Origin of the sequence: Kribbella sindirgiensis, from assembly GCF_004331435.1 — a bacterium.
In the GTDB taxonomy this organism is placed as follows: domain Bacteria; phylum Actinomycetota; class Actinomycetes; order Propionibacteriales; family Kribbellaceae; genus Kribbella; species Kribbella sindirgiensis.
In genome coordinates, this window is record NZ_SJKA01000004.1 from 565,064 (window position 1) to 584,187 (window position 19,124).

General features: G+C 65.0%; 23 protein-coding genes. 4 read left to right on the forward strand and 19 right to left on the reverse strand.

Annotation, left to right across the window (positions count from 1 at the left end):
- Positions 1 to 25: 25 nt before the first annotated feature.
- Together E0H50_RS14495 and E0H50_RS14500 are read left to right on the forward strand one after the other, a co-directional pair.
- A complete protein-coding gene (locus E0H50_RS14495) occupies positions 26 to 1,312 on the forward strand; it encodes an ATP-binding protein (protein ID WP_131288239.1) in 1,287 nt (428 codons plus the stop codon).
- An 11-nt stretch (positions 1,313 to 1,323) separates the two neighbouring features.
- Positions 1,324 to 1,884 carry a hypothetical protein gene (locus E0H50_RS14500; protein WP_131288242.1) on the forward strand — a complete coding sequence of 187 codons (561 nt, stop codon included), beginning with the start codon at positions 1,324 to 1,326 and terminating at the stop codon, positions 1,882 to 1,884.
- A gap of 193 nt (positions 1,885 to 2,077) precedes the next feature.
- Here E0H50_RS14500 and E0H50_RS14505 read toward each other — a convergent pair whose 3' ends face one another.
- The 11 genes from E0H50_RS14505 to E0H50_RS14555 form a co-directional block, all read right to left on the reverse strand.
- Entirely contained in the window at positions 2,078 to 2,752 is a 675-nt protein-coding gene (locus E0H50_RS14505) for a hypothetical protein (protein WP_131288245.1), read from the reverse strand.
- Between the two features lie 133 nt (positions 2,753 to 2,885).
- Complete coding sequence (locus E0H50_RS14510) at positions 2,886 to 4,259, reverse strand: AAA family ATPase (RefSeq protein ID WP_131288248.1); 1,374 nt, start codon at positions 4,257 to 4,259, stop codon at positions 2,886 to 2,888.
- A 608-nt stretch (positions 4,260 to 4,867) separates the two neighbouring features.
- Positions 4,868 to 6,451 (reverse strand): tetratricopeptide repeat protein, encoded by a 1,584-nt coding sequence (locus E0H50_RS14515; RefSeq protein ID WP_131288251.1) that lies wholly within the window; start codon positions 6,449 to 6,451, stop codon positions 4,868 to 4,870.
- Entirely contained in the window at positions 6,448 to 6,906 is a 459-nt protein-coding gene (locus E0H50_RS14520) for a hypothetical protein (RefSeq protein WP_131288254.1), read from the reverse strand. The genes E0H50_RS14515 and E0H50_RS14520 overlap by 4 nt, the downstream gene beginning before the upstream one ends.
- On the reverse strand, positions 6,903 to 7,523 hold the full coding sequence (locus tag E0H50_RS14525; RefSeq protein WP_165547131.1) for a tetratricopeptide repeat protein: 621 nt from the start codon (positions 7,521 to 7,523) through the stop codon (positions 6,903 to 6,905). The genes E0H50_RS14520 and E0H50_RS14525 overlap by 4 nt, the downstream gene beginning before the upstream one ends.
- Positions 7,524 to 7,525: 2 nt before the next feature.
- A complete protein-coding gene (locus E0H50_RS14530) occupies positions 7,526 to 9,058 on the reverse strand; it encodes a tetratricopeptide repeat protein (RefSeq protein ID WP_131288259.1) in 1,533 nt (510 codons plus the stop codon).
- Positions 9,059 to 9,252: 194 nt separating this feature from the next.
- Positions 9,253 to 10,176: a hypothetical protein gene (locus E0H50_RS14535; RefSeq protein ID WP_131288261.1), complete on the reverse strand. Its 924-nt coding sequence runs from the start codon at positions 10,174 to 10,176 to the stop codon at positions 9,253 to 9,255.
- Positions 10,177 to 10,253: 77 nt separating this feature from the next.
- Entirely contained in the window at positions 10,254 to 10,637 is a 384-nt protein-coding gene (locus E0H50_RS14540; RefSeq protein ID WP_131288264.1) for a hypothetical protein, read from the reverse strand.
- Positions 10,638 to 10,669: 32 nt separating this feature from the next.
- The gene (locus tag E0H50_RS14545) at positions 10,670 to 10,903 is read right to left on the reverse strand and encodes a hypothetical protein (RefSeq protein WP_131288267.1); all 234 of its coding nucleotides are present in this window, start codon (positions 10,901 to 10,903) and stop codon (positions 10,670 to 10,672) included.
- A gap of 292 nt (positions 10,904 to 11,195) precedes the next feature.
- Positions 11,196 to 11,447 carry a type II toxin-antitoxin system RelE family toxin gene (locus E0H50_RS14550; protein WP_131288269.1) on the reverse strand — a complete coding sequence of 84 codons (252 nt, stop codon included), beginning with the start codon at positions 11,445 to 11,447 and terminating at the stop codon, positions 11,196 to 11,198.
- The gene (locus E0H50_RS14555) at positions 11,444 to 11,698 is read right to left on the reverse strand and encodes a type II toxin-antitoxin system Phd/YefM family antitoxin (protein WP_131288271.1); all 255 of its coding nucleotides are present in this window, start codon (positions 11,696 to 11,698) and stop codon (positions 11,444 to 11,446) included. Before E0H50_RS14555 ends, E0H50_RS14550 begins: the two co-directional genes overlap by 4 nt.
- A gap of 77 nt (positions 11,699 to 11,775) precedes the next feature.
- Between E0H50_RS14555 and E0H50_RS14560 the strand changes: the two genes are divergently transcribed.
- Positions 11,776 to 12,210, forward strand: a complete 435-nt coding sequence (locus E0H50_RS14560) for a hypothetical protein (RefSeq protein ID WP_131288274.1) — start codon at positions 11,776 to 11,778, stop codon at positions 12,208 to 12,210.
- An 11-nt stretch (positions 12,211 to 12,221) separates the two neighbouring features.
- On the opposite strand, the gene E0H50_RS14565 is transcribed toward E0H50_RS14560, so the two are convergent.
- Positions 12,222 to 12,548, reverse strand: coding sequence for a hypothetical protein (locus tag E0H50_RS14565; protein WP_131288277.1), 327 nt, complete (start codon positions 12,546 to 12,548; stop codon positions 12,222 to 12,224).
- The gene (locus E0H50_RS44200) at positions 12,545 to 12,673 is read right to left on the reverse strand and encodes a hypothetical protein (RefSeq protein ID WP_272948497.1); all 129 of its coding nucleotides are present in this window, start codon (positions 12,671 to 12,673) and stop codon (positions 12,545 to 12,547) included. The genes E0H50_RS14565 and E0H50_RS44200 overlap by 4 nt, the downstream gene beginning before the upstream one ends.
- A 250-nt stretch (positions 12,674 to 12,923) precedes the next feature.
- Between E0H50_RS44200 and E0H50_RS14570 the strand changes: the two genes are divergently transcribed.
- On the forward strand, positions 12,924 to 13,211 hold the full coding sequence (locus tag E0H50_RS14570) for a helix-turn-helix transcriptional regulator (protein ID WP_131288280.1): 288 nt from the start codon (positions 12,924 to 12,926) through the stop codon (positions 13,209 to 13,211).
- A gap of 37 nt (positions 13,212 to 13,248) precedes the next feature.
- Here the strand turns inward: E0H50_RS14570 and E0H50_RS14575 are convergent, their stop codons facing one another.
- The 6 genes from E0H50_RS14575 to E0H50_RS14590 form a co-directional block, all read right to left on the reverse strand.
- Complete coding sequence (locus E0H50_RS14575) at positions 13,249 to 14,169, reverse strand: bifunctional DNA primase/polymerase (RefSeq protein WP_165547132.1); 921 nt, start codon at positions 14,167 to 14,169, stop codon at positions 13,249 to 13,251.
- Positions 14,166 to 14,396 carry a DUF3970 family protein gene (locus E0H50_RS42920; RefSeq protein ID WP_165547133.1) on the reverse strand — a complete coding sequence of 77 codons (231 nt, stop codon included), beginning with the start codon at positions 14,394 to 14,396 and terminating at the stop codon, positions 14,166 to 14,168. Before E0H50_RS42920 ends, E0H50_RS14575 begins: the two co-directional genes overlap by 4 nt.
- Positions 14,393 to 15,265: a hypothetical protein gene (locus E0H50_RS14580; RefSeq protein ID WP_131288286.1), complete on the reverse strand. Its 873-nt coding sequence runs from the start codon at positions 15,263 to 15,265 to the stop codon at positions 14,393 to 14,395. Before E0H50_RS14580 ends, E0H50_RS42920 begins: the two co-directional genes overlap by 4 nt.
- A 1-nt stretch (position 15,266) precedes the next feature.
- Positions 15,267 to 15,434, reverse strand: coding sequence for a hypothetical protein (locus tag E0H50_RS42925; protein ID WP_165547134.1), 168 nt, complete (start codon positions 15,432 to 15,434; stop codon positions 15,267 to 15,269).
- Positions 15,434 to 17,161, reverse strand: a complete 1,728-nt coding sequence (locus E0H50_RS14585; RefSeq protein WP_238150971.1) for a DNA cytosine methyltransferase — start codon at positions 17,159 to 17,161, stop codon at positions 15,434 to 15,436. Before E0H50_RS14585 ends, E0H50_RS42925 begins: the two co-directional genes overlap by 1 nt.
- 481 nt (positions 17,162 to 17,642) lie before the next feature.
- On the reverse strand, positions 17,643 to 19,109 hold the full coding sequence (locus tag E0H50_RS14590; RefSeq protein WP_131288290.1) for a hypothetical protein: 1,467 nt from the start codon (positions 19,107 to 19,109) through the stop codon (positions 17,643 to 17,645).
- Between the last annotated feature and the right edge of the window lie 15 nt (positions 19,110 to 19,124).

Below are 19,124 nucleotides of genomic sequence, written 5' to 3' on the forward strand. Positions count from 1 at the left end.
TGTCGAGTCGCTCGGGAGTGTGGGCATGGCGTACGGGAGTCCATTCTCGCCTCGCCCTGGTGCCGCGACAGTGGCGCCGCGTGGTCGTGGCACCGAGACGGCCTTGGCACGTCGCTTCGTGACGGACGTCGCACATGCACAAGTTGAGACGAACGGACTGATGTTCGCGGGATCGCGAGGGATCGGTAAGTCGACTCTGCTGAGAGGCCTGGCCACAGATCTTCGCTCGATGGGGTGGCGCGTGGCCGAGGTCAGAGTCAGCGAGAGCCTGTCGGCGAACGAAGCTCTGCGGGACAGTCTCGACAGCGCACGGATGCGGGGTGGCGCGCGATTCCGCGATCCTGTGCGGAACCTTCGCAAATCCGTGAGGGGCGCGAGTCTCTCAGTTGGGCTGCGTGGACCGTCCGCGTCGGTGGACATCGAACGCCCCGACCGCGGACCCCAGATCGCGAAGCTGGTCGTCGACGCCGGCGAGCAGGCCCGGCGTGCCGCTCGTCCGGCCGTCATCGTCATCGACGACCTGGACCGCTGGTCTCCGTCCCAGCTGCGACAGCTCTGTGAGGGTCTCAGCGAGTGCTCGCGCGCACGTCACCCCGTGGGCGTCATCGCCGCTGGATCTGCAGCCGCCGACGCTGACCTGGCGAAAGCCGATCGCGGGCAGGTCTTCGACGTAGCACGTCTCGACGTGTTAAACCCATCGGAGGCCAGCGCAGTCCTTCGAGACACCGCGGCCACGGTCGGGGGCAGCTTTGACCAGCGGGCGCACGACACGGTGGTCAACTTCTCTCAAGGCCACCCCCTCCGGCTCCAGCTCGCCGCGCACGAAGCGTGGCGGGCCGCCCCACACGGCGCACTCCATATCACTGGGCAGGCCGCGCAGGTTGGAGTTGAGCGCGCCCGTGCCAAACTTGACCGGCAAATCCACGGCGCGATCTGGAACTCCCTGCCGCGGTCCGAGCAGGTCGTTATGCAGACGCTGGCCGACGGTCATCCGACGCAATCGAGGACATCGATCGAAGCGCGCTTGTCCGCAGGTCCCCGCGTTGCCAATGTCGAGTCCGCAGTCGCTGCGCTGATCCGTAAGAACGTGGTCAAGGAGATCCCTGACGGTCGCATCGCGTTCACCGACCCAGGCACCGCCGAATGGGTGCTCCGCAACAGACCACCCGCCGGCTCAGCCAACCATGTACTTCAGGCTTCGCCACCCGCCAAACAGATAGGCTCTGCTCAGTCGGCGGCGTCAGCGCAGCCGACTCGCCCGGCGACCCTTGGCCGAAGTCAGCACTCGACCAACCCGACCAACGAGCGATAGGTGGACACCTGATGCAGACCCCACCCACCGAACGTCCGCGGCTGGTCCCGGGCCTCGACATGGAACTCGACGACGCGATCGACACCCCTGCCATGGTCGACAAGATCGCCTCCGACACCCTGCCGCGCGAGATCTCCAGCACGGTCCACTGCACCGAAGCCCTCGTCACCTACCTCGAGGAACTCCACGGGAACCGCCGGCTCGACCAGTTCCTTACTACGGCCGAACGCGCACAAGTCGCCCAACTCATCGCCTCGCTGGGCGATAACCCCGCCCGCGCCGACGAATTCTTCTCCAGCTCCTCCGAGCTCGGCTACGAACAACGCATCCCCTCATCCGGCTGGTACGCCGGGGACCTTGCCGGTTGCCGCGAGATCGCCAAAGCGCACCACAACGACTCGGCGCTTCCCGAATACGCGCGCGAGTCTCTGACCCTCCTGCTCGCGCTGCACGAATACCTCGACGACCTGCACGGGAACAGCGGCACCCGGGAGATCCTCACTCCGGCCGAACGGGCCCAAGTCGCCGGTCTCGTCAGCCAGATCCTCGGTCATCCGCCGACCGCCGACTAGCCGCACTGCCACTCTCGCGTCCCCGCGGGTGGCACGAACTCTCGTCCTGCGGATTAAAAGGCCGCTCGATGGCGTCAACACTGCGATCTGCAGACGTCAGGAGTGTCGGCGCTCCCCGCTGGACGCCTCCTCCAGCATGAGTTGACCGCAATTCGCGTCATGGCCCGTGTCACGAGATCACCCAAGCGCTCGGCTATGCAGAAAGGCGTGAGATCAATCCCCGCATCCAGTCCGACCTTGAGAGCGCCAGGCCAGCGCTACTTCGAACTTGCGCAGACAGCTGCGGCTCCGCGGCTGCGGCCTTGCTGAGGGTTCCGGCAACTTTCCGCAAAGCAACGCCAGCCACAGTAATTACGTCCTTTCCAGAAGGATCGGGCACCTGCTCGTCCGAACTCTCAGCAACATTCACCGCCTCTGGGATCGTTGCGGAGGTCGCAGACACCCCCACCAGCGCCGCGCAGTAGCTTTGCACAGCCAGAGCAAGAAGCCTCTGGTCGACTTTGCTTGCTAGATCAACTTCATCGAAAGCGAGTGCGAGTCCGTCTTCTGCATTCCACGCTCGCAGTCGCGTGATTGGCTCGACTACTTTCTCAATTCTCTGAACGAGCATCCCCGAGCCGCCCTCCGCAGCGATCTTATCGCGGGACCCCTGGTGATCCAGAACTAGCGCGAGAACCCCCAAGGCGACAAGCATTGACTCCAGGTCTCGCCGATCGTACGGATAGAGCACCTGCGCGATCTCGCCGCGTCCCTCTGGATCTTCGAAATCGCGATCAGTTACGCACACAAACCTTTCGATTCCCCAGCCGAGCAGGCTTCGCGCCGCTGAAACTGCGTTGACCCGACCGTTGGCTGGAAAAATCGCCACACTCGGAAGATGGTCTCTCAAGACAAGCTGATCATCAGGGCCTTCAACGATAAGTACTGGATCATCGTTCGCTTGCCGATGTTGCCGAATGCGGTCCGCAAGATGATCGTACGCTTGCAGCGAGGAAGGGGCCCTAGATCTCATCGGGGTCCAAACTGCTGTCGTCTGCCGTGCCATCGCCATGGAACACGTACGGGCTGTCCGAGAACGCGAGCTCTTCGGTGAGATCCCATTGCCCGTTTATGATAGCCGTCGAATGCGTCGCTAAAACCACTTGCAGATCGGCGAGTAGCGCCACACGACTGATGTCGTCCAGAAATGCATGTTTCCATGCGGCGTGCATGGAAATCTCAGGCTCGTCAATCAATACCAAGGAATCACGTTCAGCGGTGAACAGCAGCAAAGTGAACAAAGCGACAAGATGCTGCTCGCCCGAGGACAGACTAGATACGCGCACTCGCTGCCCAGTTGCAAACGACTGAAACGTGAGCTGTCCCTTTGTGGCCATCACCGTCCGCTTCCCCGACTGCGCGAGCTTAGTGTCTAGGATCTCACGAAGAGCTTTGATCTTCTCGTTAACCGGCAACAGGGGTTTCAGGCGTCGTTCCCAGTCATCAAGGAAGACGTTCAGGATCCGCCGCACAGTCGGCGTCGTCTTCTCCGGGAAACTGAGCGGGGCTTCGCCGATAGCTAGTCCATTCCGAGCCAAGTCCTCATACCGATCAACGATTTCGTCGTACCGCTGATGCAATGGACCCTCTTTTACTGTGTCGCTCGCCGCCGCCAGAGCTCGTGCCGCGAAGCTCAAATCTGCACTCTGCGTGGCTAGGACCGAATCCCTTCGAGCATCGTTAACCTGCACTCGGATTTGATCGATGTACCGGCCAATGCTGGAGGTCGCAACATTCCTGGGAGAGCCACGATAGGCGTCAGGGTCGGCGCCACTAGGATGTCTTGGAAGCGTCATATCCAAGCGCTTCGTATCGATGAGGATCGGCGCATGTTCGGAAAACATCTTAAGAACCGCTGGACTGCCTCGAAACCGATCGCCTAGCGACACCGACAGCTTCGGATTGTAACGCCTTCGAACAAAATCGGAACTTATGACGCGATCTCCGCGGACATCAAGAAACCGACCATCCGCCAGGGCGATAATATGATCCGGGAGTTCGGGATCTTCCAATTCGACGTCTCTGATCTTCGCCGATCTTCCTTCTGCCTTCTTGTTTTTTAAGGCAGTTAATGTCAACTCAGTTTCGTCTTTGTTGACCGCACGAACTATCAGCAACTGACGCCCATCCGAAAACCCGATCTCCACTTCCCGATATGGAAGCTTGGCGAGCGTCTTGAGATCGGGAGCCAGCGCGGCCCGGAGGAGCGTCAGCACATGCGTCTTACCGGTACCGTTCGGTCCCGTCAATATGGTAGGAGTAGATGCGCGGACAGATATCTCGTGACTGAGGTGGCCGAAGAGGCCCTCGACACGAACGCTGGTGACTCGACGCACCGGAACTCCAATCGTTGAACAACGAGGGTGCGCCCTTCAGGCGGCACCGCCTCGAGTATGACGACCACTCCGAACGTCGCCGACTTCTGGGTATCGGTCACAGCTCACAAATTGTTACAACTCTAAGAGCTAAATCTCGCGGCCTCGAGCTCACTCGATGCGCCAAGCCAGCTCCGATGCCGCCAGTCGGGCACTGCGACGTCCAGCCCGGCACAGGAGTTAGAGGTAGCGCCCAGGCGATCAGCTCCGGAGGGCCGCGCAAGTCCGCTTAATCCCGTTTTCCGGACGCTATGTCCGCGCCACCGGGCCCCGCCAGCCAATGGGACGACGGAGCGAGTACGCCGTTTGTCAGGCACGTCGCCGAGGCCGAGCAGGTGGGGCGCTACTTCGACTCCATCGCACTCTTCCTCACGGCGGAGTCAGCAGCCGGGGTGATGACGAGACGACCCGTCCCCTCACCCTGGAGCGGCTGTCATCGCGGTCTGCTCTGTCCTCGTCAGGCTCAGTTTCATTGACAGAACCATTGACACCCGCGCGGAAGGGAGGCGATGCGGGCGGAACGGTCACTCGGCCTAACCGCAAGCCCGTTCGCGGGCAAAGCCGTGCCGTCAACGCTGGTCTCGTATCCCGTTGCGGATACGTCTGGCTCGATTTAACAACAGCTTCGCCTTCGACCTCTCCCCCAGGGTCATGAGCAGAGTGGCCAGGTTGTGTAAGTGAACTGCAGCGGCGGGGTGGTTCGGACCGTACGTCGCCTCATCGATGGCCAGCGCCCGCTCCAGCAAACCTCGCGCCGCGGCCGCATCCCCAAACTCCCACGTCACCAAGCCCAGATTGCCCAAGATGCTAGCGACGGTGGGGTGATCGGGTCCGAAGGCGGCTTCTTGGATAGCCAGCGCCCGAGCTAGCAGCACCGGCACCGCCGCTGCATCTCCCAGTTCCCGGAGCACCATCGCTAGGTTGCTCAAACGATTGGCGACAGTGGGATGGTCCGGACCATAGATCGCCTCATCGATACCCAACGCACGCTCCAGCAACACCTGCGCCGCCGGCGCGTCCCCCAAGTCCAACAGGACCGAAGCTAGGTTGCTCAAACAGTTGGCGACAGTGGGATGGTCCGGACCATAGATCGCCTCATCGATACCCAACGCACGCTCCAGCAATACCCGTGCCGCTGGCGCGTCCCCTAGATCCTTCAGCACCACAGCTAAGTTTGCCAGGCGGTTCGTGACGGCAGGGTGTTCGGGGCCGTAGGTCGACTCGTCGATGGCCAGCGCCCGCTCCAACAGCGGCCGCGCACCCGCCGCATCACCCAGATCCTGCAGCACCAAAGATAGGCTGCCAAGGCGGTTGGCCACCGTCGGATGGTCAGAGCCGTAGGTCGCCTCGTCGATCGCCAGCGCCCGCTCCAACAGCACCCGCGCACCCGCCGCATTGCCCAAATCCGTCAGCACCGCTGCCAGGTTGTGGAGTCGCGAGGCGACAGTGGGATGGTCAGGACCGTAGGTCGCCTCGTCGATCGCCAGCGCCCGCTCCAACAGCACCCGCGCCCCCGCCGCATCGCCCAAATCGATCAGCATCAATGCCAGGTTGTTCAGGCTGGTTGCGACGGCCGGGTGGTCGGGGCCATAAGTCGCCTCGACGATGGCCAGCGCCCGCTCCATCAGCAGCCGTGCACCTGCCGCATCCCCAAGGTCCAGCAGCACCAGGGCCAGGTTGCTCGAATTGCCTGCGAGAGTGGGGTGGTCGGGGCCGTAGGCCGCCTCACCGATGGCCAGAGCACGCTCCAGCAAGTCTCGCGCCGCCGCCGCATCACCCAACTCCCGCAGCACCGTTGCCAAGTTGTTCAGGCTGGTAGCGACCTCAGGGCGGTCGGGGCCATAGGCCGCCTCGCCGATGCGTAGTACGCGCTCGAGTAGAGGCTTGGCCTTTTCGGCCTGACCGTGCTCCGCCAGGTAGGTCGCGGCACGATCTAGAAGCCAGGACGTGTCATCGGCAACGTCGTCCGCCGGTACATCACCAACCTCGGGGAGACTGGTCGCCGCCAGCATATGGGGTAACAACATCGACCACCGCGGCCAGCTCGTCGGGGCCTTAATGATGTCAGCCGGCGCATCAGCACGCAGAACCGTCAAAGCGATCACGAGCGGCGAGGGCGACGTGTCGCTTGCGGCCCTTGATTCTTCCTTCACGTGGCGGCCTTGATCAGTATGACAAGAGTCAACACGACACCATAGAGCGCGACCGCAACATGCAGACCAGTCCACAGCCTGTGCAGGCGCAGCTTGTGGAGCCGCGGGTACTTCAACCGGTGGAGAGTCCTTGCCTCCGCTAGCAATGCCGAGTGGTCGCCGAGCACGCCGTTGTCGACCAGAATCCGCGTCAGGGCCCGTGCTTGGATCAGGTGGTAATCGGCGCGTTCGTGGAGCTTTGCGACCGCTGTCGCGCCGTACAATCCGATCAGGACGATCAAGCCGGACAGCGATGCTGTGGCGAGCTTCAGATTCTGCTGGACGACGAGACCGCTGATCGCTGAGACGAGTACAAGAATGTAGTTCGTCATCGCGGCGCGCTGGCTTTCGGACTGCCGCAATTGCTGCCGATGCTCGACCCAATAAGCCAGTTCAATAACAGTCGAGTCGCTCATTGATCCACCCATTCCGCCAGCAGCTGCCGCAGCGCCAGGCTCTGGCGATGGTCAGAGCCGTACGTCGCCTCGTGAATGGCCAGCGCCCGCTCCAAGAGCCGTCGCGCCCCTGTCACATCCCCCAACTCCCACACCACCTCGGCCAGATTGCCCAGGTCGATGGCGACAGCCGGGTGGTCGGACCCGTACGTCGCCTCGTGAATGGCCAGCGCCCGCTCCAATAAAACCCGCGCGCCGTCCGCATCCCCCAAAATCTTCAGCACCCGGGCCAAATTGCTCAAACCGACACCGACCGTTGGATGGTCGGAGCCGTACGTCGCCTCGTCAATAAGTAATGCGCGCTCGAGCAGAGGCTTGGCTTCCTCCGCACGACCATGCTCTGCCAAGTAGGTCGCGGCACGATCCAGCAGCCACGACATCTCCTCAGCACCGCTCCGAGGCAATGGCACATCATCAACCTCAGGAAGACCCGTCACCGCCAGCACATGAGGCAACAACACCGACCACCGCGGCCAACTCAACGGAGTCATGATGATCTCAGCCGGCGCATCAGCACGCAGCAGGCGTAAGGCGGATCTGAACTCGCGGGCGGGTGCCTCTGGCGCTGTCAAGATCATCCTCATTCGTCTGGAGTCGTCGGGTCTGGAAGCGCTCGTTCGAAGTGAATTGCGCGCAAGGCCGCCTGGACAAGACGGTGAATTTGCAACCCAGACTCGGTGCGCTTGGCCAGCGAGTAGTCGACCAACTCTCCGACGACATCGTTGAAGGCGAGGGGATCTGTTGCGGCCTCGGACAGTGGTGACAGGAGGCGATCGGGGTGATTCGAGAACAGATCAAGTGGAATCGACTCGGGTGCCAGGTACGCGCAGATGTCGAGCATCTGCCGGGCGGCGAGCTTCTCATCGCGCAATCGATCGAGGCTCAGCGTCCAAACGGTGGCGACCGTGTTCTTGTTCGTTCCTAACTGTCCTCGGGCGAGCATCTCTCCAGTCCGGGACTGGAGAAGTTGCAGGTACTCTCCGGCCGGAATGCCGGTGTGGTCGATGTACGCAGCAGCTTGCTCGAGACCCAGCGGCAGGTAGCCGAGTGTTGTTGCGATGTCTGCCAATACTTTCGGGTCTGCAGCTGGTGCACGTGCCAGCATCAACTCGACTGCTGCCTCGGGTTCGAGGATGTCGACCTCAACTACTTGTCCGAGCTCCCGGAACCCGCCGCGGCGGGTTGTCACGATGACGTGGCCATGCCGGCCGGCCGGCATGGGATCCGTCGGAAGCCACGGGCGAATGTCCCGGGTCGTGTCGGCGTTGTCGAAGACCAGAAGCCATCCGTCAGATTCCCGGAGTGCGCGTCGTACCTCGGCCTGCAGCACCTCTGGGTCGCTCGGGATCTTGAGGCTGAGCGCCTCGGCGAGGGCGGCGAACTGATCTGGAATCGCGCTAGCCTCCTCGGCGTCCACCCACCAGACCACGCTGTAGCGTGCCGCGTTCACGTGAGCGAATTCGGTCGCCAGCTGTGTCTTGCCGACGCCACCCAAGCCGTGGAGCGACTTGACGACGACCACGCGATTGCTGTCGACGAGACCTCTCTCGAGCTCTTGCAGATCGTTCGCTCGTCCGGTGAAGTTCGGGTTCCTCGCGGGAATGCGCTGAACCGCGGGTAGGTCGTCTGGGAACTTTGCTCGCCATGTCACCGCTCGACCGTCGCCCGGAAAGGCTGGCGCCTCGGCAGGCTTGCATCGTGCCTGATTAGAGCTAGACGTCGCGTTCAGCAATCTTGACTTGGCCTTTGACTCATCGACGTCGAAGACGTCGATGCCGACGATCGATGCCAGGAGGCCAGGCCGCTCGCACCCTTCTACCCGCACCGGCAGCAACTTCCGTTGAGAACCGTCTGGATCCTGCGCCCAGGCGGCCAACCACTCGGCCTGGCCAAAGACCGACTCGTGATAGTCCGCAGACAGCACAGCGATGGTCCGCGCAGATCGCGTCACACCGACTTGCATCGACTGGGTCCAGTTGCTACCTGGAACAAAATCCCACGCCTGAACCAGGACGCGGTACCCCTCCTCCTCGAGCGTCCACGCAATCCATTCGGCCCACCCTCGATCCGATTGGGTGTAAGAAACAAAGAAATCCCAATCCGCCCCCACCATTGGAGCAAGATCTCACGTTCCCGCGTCATGGTCTAGAGAACATCGGCGCTTGCGGCCGGGCCTCCACAAGAAAGCTGACAGGCCGCCCAGCAAACGCCATCGGACGCGCCGGAGGTGGCCCCCCTCTCCATCTGCGGCGGCCTGTCGCGCGGCCGCGCGCCGCACCCAGTTGGCGCCCGATCGGCCCGCTAGCCTCAATCACTGAGCGCTTCGAGTCGTTGCTGCTGTGCATCCAGGCGACGACGGGCTGCCGCGGCGTTGCGGCCGGCGCGGGTGAGTGCTCGTTCGAGCTGCCGGGTGCGGCTCTGCGCCTGGCGTAGCTCGCGACGGGCCCGCTCGAGTTCGTCGCTGAGCCTCTCGATTGCGGTTCGCATGTCGGCGATGTGATGCTCATTGGCGTCGAGTTCGGACTCGGCGTCGAGTCGTTCCTTTTCAGCCACTTCGTAGTCGGCTTCGATGTGTTGCAGGCGCTCCTGGACCTCCGCGCGTTGCCGTCGCCGCAGCTCCTCCGCCGCGCTCTTCCTGGTTCGGTCCGCGGTGGGTTTCCTGGTTACGGCGGCCTTCCGCGCAGTCGCCGCGGATCGCGCTGCCTGCGCGAGCGGCCGCTTAGGCACGGCTCCTACGACAGGGAGCGGCACGCCGGCCTCGTCGACAACGCCAAATCCGACGTGTCGCAAGCCCGTGGTGAGGCGTCCAGTACGCAACAGTTGCGCGGCGCCTGGATCGACCAATGCGGCGTCGAGTGTCGCCGCAAGTCGTTCGGCCGTGGTGGCAGTGACGACTCGCCCGTCGGCAACGTCCGCCTTCGCGACTTCCACCAAGCGGTCGACAATCTCGTGCCGGCGCGGCGTGAGCCTCTGGAGCGTAACGCGGTCCCCGGATTGGTGTGCGTCGCGAAGATCGCTTCCGAACTCGGTGAGCTCCGCGATCATGTCCGGCGCAATCCGGACCAGACGGTTGGCCAACCAGGCCGCAATCGTTGGCTTGCGTAGGGCCTTCACGGAAGCGCTGCTGCGCACGTCGCCGGCGACCTGGAGCACTCTTGCCAGCTCGTTGCGGGCCGCGGTGAACTCTTCAGGCGGCAGCCCGTACAGCTCCAGCACCGGGTCCAGCTCCATCTCACCACAATGCCTTCGCGGCCAGCACCCGGGCAAGCTACCGCTTGCCCGGCCAGGTCTGTCTTCTGCCCGCCTCTTCAGTCCCAGTCGGCGCGCCAGTCTGGATCGTTGTTGAAGGCCGTCGCGAGGTTGACGAGCTGCTCGCGCAGCCAGGGCGCCTCGGGAGCATCCGCGTCTCGGGCTTCTCCGTATCGGGCGAGGACGAGTCGTAGCGCGGCGCATTGTCGGCGGATGTTGTGCGCCCAGCGGAGGAACGCAGCACCGCCTGGTCCCTTGCTGTACTCGCGCGCTTCGGTGGCCACCTCGCTCTCCCACCGCATGACGTGGTGGTTGAGGAACTCCAGGAGCCGGTCGCCGTTGGCTCTGGGCAGACGCGGAGTGGGCTGGGTGAAGTTCTGGTCGATCCAGCTCTGTGGCTGCCGTAGGACCCGTCGTACGTCGCCGATTCCCTTACTTGTCACACTTATATTAGAACACACGTTCGATACGTGATTTACGGGTTCACCCGTTTGCCAGTGTGGAGCAACGCGTTGTGTTCGCCCCCTGGCCCAGGTCCCGCGACCTTACGGACCTTCGCCAGCCAGTCCGGTCCTACCCGCGCTGGTGCGCCGACAACCTCGTACACGTCACCCTCGGCATCGAACCGCAGCCCGCGCCGCACTGTCTCCGCGGCCAGGAAGAACTCACCTGGCTTCACGCGGATCGCGGGGATCGGATCGTTGCCCACGGCTCCAGTCTCCACCCCGAGCCGAGCGACGCGAAGCGCACAGGGCTCCGCTCGGAGAGCATGCACACCTCGGGTTGGCCGGGCAGCCGAGGCGCACCCGTTCGCGCGCACATGGCTACTTGTGGATAACTCCCGCGGCGCGGACAGCGATCAGCGCATGCTGGTGTGAGACCTCCCGGGCGCGGCCACCTGCGCAGCACCCGTCACGTCACCACACACTGGGTCCGGGGCAGGCACGCACGAAGGCCACCCGGGAGGCTCTCTGTAGTACTCGTTGTCGTAGTACTCGTTGTCAACCTAGGCGGCCGGCGTGGATGACGACGACGGTGACGGTTGTGTCGTTCACGTCGTAGAGCACGCGGTACCTGCCGATGCTCATGCGCCGTACGTCCGGTGAGCCGTACTCGGCGGTGCCCTCGGGGCGAGGATCGTCTTCGAGCAGGTCGACGGCGTCGAGCAGCTGGGCAAGGCCCTCGGGGTCGTCGGCGAGGAAGCCGGCGGCCTGATTCAGCGCCCGCTCGCTCCAGGTGACCTCGTAGGTCACGCCGGGCTCATGCCGAGGCGGCGCCTAACTTCGCTGTGCGGGACGGTGCGGAGCTGCCCGGTGGCCTTCTCGGCCTGGTACAAGGCCACCGCAAGCTTGTCCTCGAGGTCGGCCAGTTCCTGTGCGGAGATGATGACAGCTGAAGGCTGGCCGTGATCGGTGATCGTGGTGCGCTCGTGGCGGGTCGAGGCTCGGCGGACCAGGTCGCCGAGCTGTCCGCGTGCCTCGGTGATCGGCAGCGTATGGCTCATGCATGAACTGTACACAAGATAGATCTTCATCGCACGACACCTGGAGACTGTCGGCGGGTCATGGGATCGTCTGTGATATGGAGCTGACAGGCAGCGACTTCGACCGCATTCGTCGCGAGCATCTTCGCGGCGTGCGGCGTCACGACTTCGCGCTGCTGTGGCTAGCTGCGGAACAGCGTGCCGACGCACTGAAGGCGCGGCGCCGCGAAGACAGCTACCTGGCCGGTGTCGTATCAACGTGCCGATGGATCGCCAATGCCGGCGTCACGTTCGACGAGCCGATCGACGGACGGCACGGCGAGTCGGCACGCTCACCGATCGGCTGTCGGAGCAGCTCGGCAATCGAGGAGCTCATCGAGAGTGAGGCGTCTGAAGCCGAGCGACTGAGTGCCCGCGGCTGGGACCCGCCCGGCATGCCCGGGTACGTCGCAGGTGTCACTGCGACGTTCGCGTGGACGTGGCGGCGGTCCCACCGGCCCCCGATCGAGGTGTCAGGCCTGCTCGCGGGCTAACCTCGGGCCGCTCAGCGGGCTTTGTTGAGGATGCGGTCGGGGATGTTGCTGCCCGTCCACCATGGTCGGCGGTTGACTGAGATGTGGGCCTTGAGTTGCCAGTGCCTGACTCCTGGTACGTGCCGTCGCCAGTAGGTGCGGTGCTGGACGATCGAGCCGTCGGACCAGGCGGGGATGAGGATCTCTCGTCCGCGCTTGGCGATGTCGGTGTTGAGCATCCAGCCTGCGTAGGGCGGCTGTTGGTCGCGCAGGGGCGGTTCGTCGGCGAGCGCGAGCCAGTGGACTGTGGCGTACTGCCAGTCGTGGGCTATTTCGGCTAGGTGCTCGAGGTTGCTCATTGCGGCTCCCGGGCGGGGTGGTCGCCGGCAGCGGTGAGGAGCGGCCACCCGCGCTCGTCGACCGCAACCGGCCGCTGAGGCCCGCCCGGGTTGAGCGCGAGCTGCACGGCGCGCAGCTTCTCCACTGGCGCCTGGTTCGAGGCCAGGATCTGGCGAACCTGGCGTCGGATCGCGCAGGAATCACAGTCGCCGCACACGTGCATCCCCTGTCCTCCGGTCCATGGCGCTCATCAATCACTCTATGTTGATTTTTCGAACACTGAGCGATGTTTTCTAACTCTAGGATCAGATTACATTCCAGAGGGTGTTTTGAGGTACGTCACGTCGTGTTTCTTGCCATGACGTTGCATTACGCAAGCAGGCAGGATCGGGGCCGTGAGGTCACCGGAGCTGGACGCCTTGATCGCGGGCAACGTCCGCGCGTCCCGGGCACGCGCCCGGATGCGCCAGGAGGACCTGGCCGACGAGATTGGCTGGAACCGGGCGACGGTCACCAACGTGGAAGCAGGCACTCGGCGCATCTCCCTCGCGGACGCGGTCGCGCTGTGCGCCGCGCTGAACATCTCATTGCGCGAACTGCTGCACGGCGCACCCGACGAGGTCTTCCAAGCACTGGGCCTGGCAGAACCTCCGCCAGCTCCCCGGTCTACCAGCGAAGCCTGATCCACGCGCCTGCTCGCCGTCGCGCCAGGAGCTTGGTCTATCGCACGCCCCGCGGACGGAGCAGTCCGGCACTGAGGCCTGATTCGATGGTGCGTTCAGCTTCCCGTCGGCCGAGCCCGATTTGCATCGCGGCGGACAGGAGCTCGTTTCGGATGACCTGCGGGTCGAGCGCGCCGGTCGCAGCGACGCGCCCGAGAGCGTACGCCGAGGCGTTGAGGTCGTCGTTGCGCTGGCCAGGTGTGGCTGCGAGCAGCCTGTCGAGCTGTCCCGTGAGCGCCTTGAGCCCGTACACCGGACCGAACCGTCGCGGGCCTCGCCGGACGCTCCCGCCCTGCTCGGGTGGCGCGGGATGGGCTGTGAGCGCGTCGACGATCCAGTCCGGGAGACGTTGTGGCCGGCGGATCAGGTCGGCGCGATACAACTGGCCGCGGGTGACCGAGCCTGCCCCGACGACGTAGCCGCCATGGCCGCGAGTGTCGATTCTCCATCCGAGCTTCCCGGCAGTGTTGCCGAGCTGGGCAGCGTCAGGTTGCCGGTAGTAGAGGTGCTGGCCTCCGCTGGGTGTGGTGACGGTCCAGGTACGTGGCAGCCGCTCGCCGGCGTCGTCGGCGAGCAGGTCGAGTACGTCGCGGCCACAGGTCGCGCCGCGGCCGTTCCACGGCTCCGGTACGCGTTCGCTGGTGTCCTTGGGCTGGTCCAGGTCGATAACGAGCAGGTTCGATGGGCCGGTGGCGACACCGATGTTGTACGGCGCCTCAGTCCACCACTGGGTGATCTGGTCGGGGTCGGTGGTGGCGGCGTGCGGCCAGTCCTCGATCGCGGGCTTCTTCGATCCCGGTCCGAGGGGGAACACGGCCAGGCCGCGGGCGGCGTGCCAGTGTGCCGCCCGCGCCAGTCGTCCAGGTCGCTTCATCCCCGCCCGCAGCGACCGATTCGGCGTACCCGGCGAGGTGTTCATGGCTGGATCTCTCCCCGCAGCTGACGGCGGGGCGGTACGCGTTCGCTCGTCACGTGGCGGGGGCCTTCGTCCGTGCGGGGCCGGACTTCGAGGTACATCCGGACGCCGAACGATCCGCGGTTGGGGTAGCTGCGGTCGCCGCCGGCGACGTCGAACTCGTCGCGCAGGTGCTGGATCATGGAGTGGATCTCTTCGGGTTCTCCGGACAGCCGGACCTTGATGGTCACTGGTCCTCCTCGGGTGTTGCCGCGCTCGGGTCGTTGGTCGTGTCATGGGTGATGGGTACGCCGTGGTGGGAGAGTTCGGGGATGCGCAGGTGCGGCCAGTGGCCGGCTGCGAGCAGCTGGTCGGCGTGCCGGTCGCCGGCGGTGTGGTCGGGCGGGGTGTTGCTGCCGGGCATCGGGGTGTTGGCCCGGGCGTGTGCGTAGAGGTGTCCGGCGAGACCGTCCCAGGGGTCGGTGAGGTCGTCGAAGTCGTCGGTGAACCGGACAGTCACGGTCACGGATGCCGGGTACACGTTCGGTTCTTCGCTGCGCAGCCGCTGGTACTCGGCGGCCACGGTTTCGGTGAATCGGGCCTGGTAGTCGGTCTGGTCGGTCTCTTCGAGGTTCCACAGCAGTTCGTCGGTCTGTTCCATCCGCTCCAGCTCGTCGGCGGTCAGGTGTCCGCGCTGGATTTCCCTTGTCCCCCACGCCGGGTGGGTCTCGGTGCGGGTCAGCTTGTAGCGGTCGCCGAACAGCTGTTGTCCGATGTGTTCGATGCTGGCGGGGTAGGTCTTCCACAGTCCGAGTTCGTTGAGTTCGAACTCGGCGTTGACCACGATCTCGACCGGTTCGGTGCGGTACGTCAGCAGGTACTCGTCGTCGTACCCGGCGGTGCTGTGCACCAGGTCGAGGACCTTGGCGGCCTCCCACGACCCGGACCGTGCCTGGGTCAGCGTGTAGGAGGATCCGAGGTTCGCCGCGACGGCGGCGGTCAGGTGCGCGATGAACTCGGCACCATCACCGGCGCGTTCGCCGGCGTTGATCGCCCGGATCGCGCGAGTCGCGGCCTGGACGGCGATCTGGAAGTCGCCCGGCTGGTCGTTACGGGGCATGTCAGTCATCACCTTTCGGAGTGGTTGTTGGTTGTGGTTGTTCTTGCTGTGGGCGTTCGCAGGCGCAGTAGATGCCCTGGAACATGTCGGCGCGGGTCGGGGTGCCGCACCGCGGCCCTTGGTAGTTGTCCTGGCACTCGGTCACGCCGCCGCGCTTCGTTTCGGGCATCAGGCGGCTTCCTCGCGGTGGAGGACGGCGCGGAGCCGAACGCCGATCCACTCGCCGACCGCTGGCGTGACGGCGTTGCCGTACCCGTCGACCTGGTCGCGGGCCGATCCCCAGACCACGAACTTGCCCTTGTAGGTGCCGAAGTCGACGTCGAATCCGCAGCCGCGGCCGATCTCGTGGGGCTGCATCATGCGGAAGTAGCAGTCCTCGAGCCGCAGGTCCCGCAGCGCTTCGCGCCATTCGGCCATCAGCAGTGCGGTGGTGTCTCGGGAGGTGAGTGTGCCGAACGGGTCCGTTACGGGATGCGGCGCGGTCTCGGTGGCTGTCGATCCGTTCTGCTTATACCAGCCCGAGAACAGCATCCCCGGAACCTGTTCCGCGGTGACGGTGGGCATCGCCTCGGCGTGCGTCGCTGGCACCGTGTTCTTGCGGAACGGAAGGACCCCGCCGGACAGCAGGCCTACCGTCTCCGAGCCGACCTGCGTCGGCAGCGGCTCGCCGGCGCTCCGCGGAGCGCCCTGGTAGTTGTCCACGGCAAGCATGACTGCCTGCTCCGGTGCGTTGACCAGGTCCATTGGTAGATCGAGGTGCTGGGTGGCCGACAGGATCCCGGTCTCTTGCTGGCTCGTCTGGGTAGACATCGGCTGCCACGTGTGCCGCTCCACGCCGCGCGTGGCCTTGACTGGCATGAGCACCGCGGGGAACTCCGCGAACCGCTGCCGGCACCGCTCGGCGCGGGCCAGCGTGGATACGGCCATCGGTCCGGTCGAGCCGTCCTTGAACTTCTTGATCGGCTTGTCACCGATCCGGGTGCCGAGGTCGGACAGGTCGAGAGCGGTCAACGACGGGGTGAACTTCGGCACAACCGGTCGCAGGCAGGACGGGCAGCCGTACTCGTACTGCTTCCCGTAGCAGACCGTCCCGGACAGCGGGATGCCCGTCTTCCACATCTGGAACGACTCCACGACGGTGTCGCAGTTGCCGCACCAGGCCGGCGGCCGGTGCTCCAGGTCGGGTGCTGGAAGAGCCTTGTCCCAGAACACCCAGAATCCGCGGTCGCGGGACTGTCCCACATCGAAGAACATCGAGTTCAGGAACAGCACCTTGCGCTCGTAGCCCAGGTTCTCGAACTGCTTGAGCCACCACCGGTACGTCGAGCCGTCACCGATCTTCTTGCTACCGGGCAGCAGAGGCCCCCAGGACTGCAGTTGGGTCGTGCACTCGACCAGGATCAGCTTGGGGTGATGCCGCTCGGCGTAGTGCAGGACGCAGTTGGCCGTCGCCCGGTCGCGTTCGGACTTGGTGACCCGCGCTTCGTACTCGGGGTCTTCGTCCATGTCGAACAACGTGAGGCCCTGCTCGTAGGCCCTCTGAGTGTTGGCCAGCGAGTGGTTCACGCATGAGACACCAGCGCAGAGCAGAACGGCCGGCGGGAGGTCCCGCGCGGAGTGGTAGTCGGCAGACTCCTTGTCGACCAGGTCGGCGATCCAGTGCTCGACCTCGGGGTGGTTCGCCTCGTGGACCTCGACCTTGTACTGGTCGTGATTGGCCGCGGTGATCAGGTCGAACCCGGCCCGCCGGATGCCCTCACTCAGCCCGCCGAACCCGGAGAACAGGTCAACCGCGGTGTAGACGTCGTGGCCGTAGCGGCGGCGCACGACCGCGGGGCGGTGGGTCGCTGTCCGCGACCTGCCCATCCGCCGGCGGCTCGACCGGGAATTACTCACGCGCGTCACCGCCGGGCTTCTTGCCGCTGCGCTTGGTCATCGTTTGGCTCCCTTGCGCTTGGGCTGTGCGGGGACGGCGTAGACCTCTGGGCAGCAGTACGGCGAGCAGCACTTATGTGACGGCGTGCACCAGGGCTGGCACGCGCTCTTGGATACGTTCTTGAGCGGTTTCGTCTTCCGGGTCCTCATGGGATCTGTCGCCTCCCGCTGGTGGGCTTGTGTAGCGGCAGCCCCGTCCTTTGGGGCCTGCCGGCTACTGCCGCCTAGCGGGCCGGGCCAGAGGCTCCGACCAAGTTGGGTTCGGTCGTTGTCAGCTGGTGGACGCTCTTTGTCCTCCAGGTGAGAACTTCCGAAGCCGACTTGGTTGGAGGGGGCCTGGTCCGCTAGCCGCCCGCCAGAGCCAGCCACAGCCGTTCTTGCCCGGCCGGAGGCCGGGGCGCCCGCCCCGAAGGGCGGGCAGGTGATCCAGCAGAAGGGTCCGTCACCACGAAAGCGAAATGTCGCTGACCGGGGCGTCGTTCTTCTCGATGGCATGGTCTTGCACGGCCCGATCGGCCTGGCTCCATGCGGCCAGCTCGGCGTCGCGATCGTTGTCGGCTGTTGCTGCTGTCGCTTCGGAGACGTTGCGCCTAGCGGTGTCAGCGCTGACCGTGGCCCGGCTGACCGCCGTGGTGCAGGCGGACTTGTCAACGGCTGCAGTGGCATCGTCCGTCGCGCCAGCGGAGTTGTTCTCGGCCAGGTCGCTGGCCTGGTCGTCGCCGAGTTCGTCGGGGTCACCGGCGAACCACGGCTCGCTGATTTCGGTTGCTTCGGCGGGGCTCATCACCACGCCGGCCACGACCACGTCGTCCTGCGGATCGACCGCCAGTTCGGCAGTCAATGCGCGCATCTCGTCGTCGGTCAGCTCATCCGCTTCGTCGTCGGCGGCGTCGTTGAGATCCCCGTCCTCGGTCGTGTCCGCGGCGGCGGGTTCGCGCGTCGCTCTGCTGGCGAGGTCGAGTTCGAAGTTGAGGTCGAAGCCGTAGAGGGTTTCATTCAGGTTCGCTCGCCGTTCGGCGAGCAGTTCCTGCGCATCGCCGGCGTCCTGGTGCCCGTGCTGTGCGTCTTCTTGCTGGTACTTGTCGGTGATGGTGTCGATCTCGCGCAGCGTGATGTCGATCCCCGCGACGCCGACCGAGTCGCGTGCGTCGTCGCACTCGGTACGCAGCTGTGCGAGGTGTTGTCTGACGGGCGCGAGACCGTAGGGATCTTGCTCGTCGCTCTCGCCCAGTAGCTCGGGGGCTTCATCGGCATCGAGGTCCACCTCGCTGTCGTCGTTGAAGATGCTGCCCAGCCCGGCCTCGCGAGACATCCGGTCGGCTTCCCGCAGCGACGCCTTGGCCTCCAGCCGCACCCGCCGCGCGCCGGCCGAGTTGTCGGCGTCTTCCAGCCGCTCGGCCTCGTACTCGGCGAACTCTGCGGCGCTCATCATGTCGCTGATCCGGGCAACAAGTTCCTGGTCAACTCCCGGCCAGTCGCCATCGTCAGGACTGCTGAACCAGTAGCTGGCCGGCTGGCCGCCTTGGACGTGCCCGCTGGGTCGTGCTGGGTCGTGTTCGATGTGGATCTGGTGGCGGGCGGCTCCGCCGAAGGTCACGGCGGCTTCGTGGTCGGCGGCTGTCAGTTGGTCGGCGGCGTCCTGGGCGATGACGTGCACGGTGGGCCCGTCGGTCGTGTGGGTGAGTCGCCGGAGCGCAGCGTCGATCTCGTCTCGTCTGTAGTGTTCGACGCCGAGTTCTTTGGTTTCTAGGTCGATCTCGGCGCGCAGCTCGGCGAGGCTGATCCATCGTTTGTCCTCGCGGGTGTCGGCGTTGAGCGCCGTGAGCATGTCGTAGGCGCGTCGGATCGCTCGCTCGATCCGGTCCTCGCGCTCCGGCGCGCTGGTGACTGCGGTGTGCTTGTCGGTCATCCGATGTCCTTCCTG

What these genes read in the sequence shown, in the direction of transcription:
- E0H50_RS14495 (WP_131288239.1), top strand. Translation starts at nt 26, where the DNA reads ATGGCGTACGGGAGTCCATTCTCGCCTCGCCCTGGTGCCGCGACAGTG.
- E0H50_RS14500 (WP_131288242.1), top strand. Translation starts at nt 1,324, where the DNA reads ATGCAGACCCCACCCACCGAACGTCCGCGGCTGGTCCCGGGCCTCGAC.
- E0H50_RS14520 (WP_131288254.1), bottom strand. Translation starts at nt 6,906, where the DNA reads ATGAGCGACTCGACTGTTATTGAACTGGCTTATTGGGTCGAGCATCGG.
- E0H50_RS14525 (WP_165547131.1), bottom strand. Translation starts at nt 7,523, where the DNA reads ATGATCTTGACAGCGCCAGAGGCACCCGCCCGCGAGTTCAGATCCGCC.
- E0H50_RS14530 (WP_131288259.1), bottom strand. Translation starts at nt 9,058, where the DNA reads ATGGTGGGGGCGGATTGGGATTTCTTTGTTTCTTACACCCAATCGGAT.
- E0H50_RS14535 (WP_131288261.1), bottom strand. Translation starts at nt 10,176, where the DNA reads ATGGAGCTGGACCCGGTGCTGGAGCTGTACGGGCTGCCGCCTGAAGAG.
- E0H50_RS14555 (WP_131288271.1), bottom strand. Translation starts at nt 11,698, where the DNA reads ATGAGCCATACGCTGCCGATCACCGAGGCACGCGGACAGCTCGGCGAC.
- E0H50_RS14560 (WP_131288274.1), top strand. Translation starts at nt 11,776, where the DNA reads ATGGAGCTGACAGGCAGCGACTTCGACCGCATTCGTCGCGAGCATCTT.
- E0H50_RS14565 (WP_131288277.1), bottom strand. Translation starts at nt 12,548, where the DNA reads ATGAGCAACCTCGAGCACCTAGCCGAAATAGCCCACGACTGGCAGTAC.
- E0H50_RS14575 (WP_165547132.1), bottom strand. Translation starts at nt 14,169, where the DNA reads ATGAACACCTCGCCGGGTACGCCGAATCGGTCGCTGCGGGCGGGGATG.
- E0H50_RS14580 (WP_131288286.1), bottom strand. Translation starts at nt 15,265, where the DNA reads ATGCCCCGTAACGACCAGCCGGGCGACTTCCAGATCGCCGTCCAGGCC.
- E0H50_RS42925 (WP_165547134.1), bottom strand. Translation starts at nt 15,434, where the DNA reads ATGCCCGAAACGAAGCGCGGCGGCGTGACCGAGTGCCAGGACAACTAC.
- E0H50_RS14590 (WP_131288290.1), bottom strand. Translation starts at nt 19,109, where the DNA reads ATGACCGACAAGCACACCGCAGTCACCAGCGCGCCGGAGCGCGAGGAC.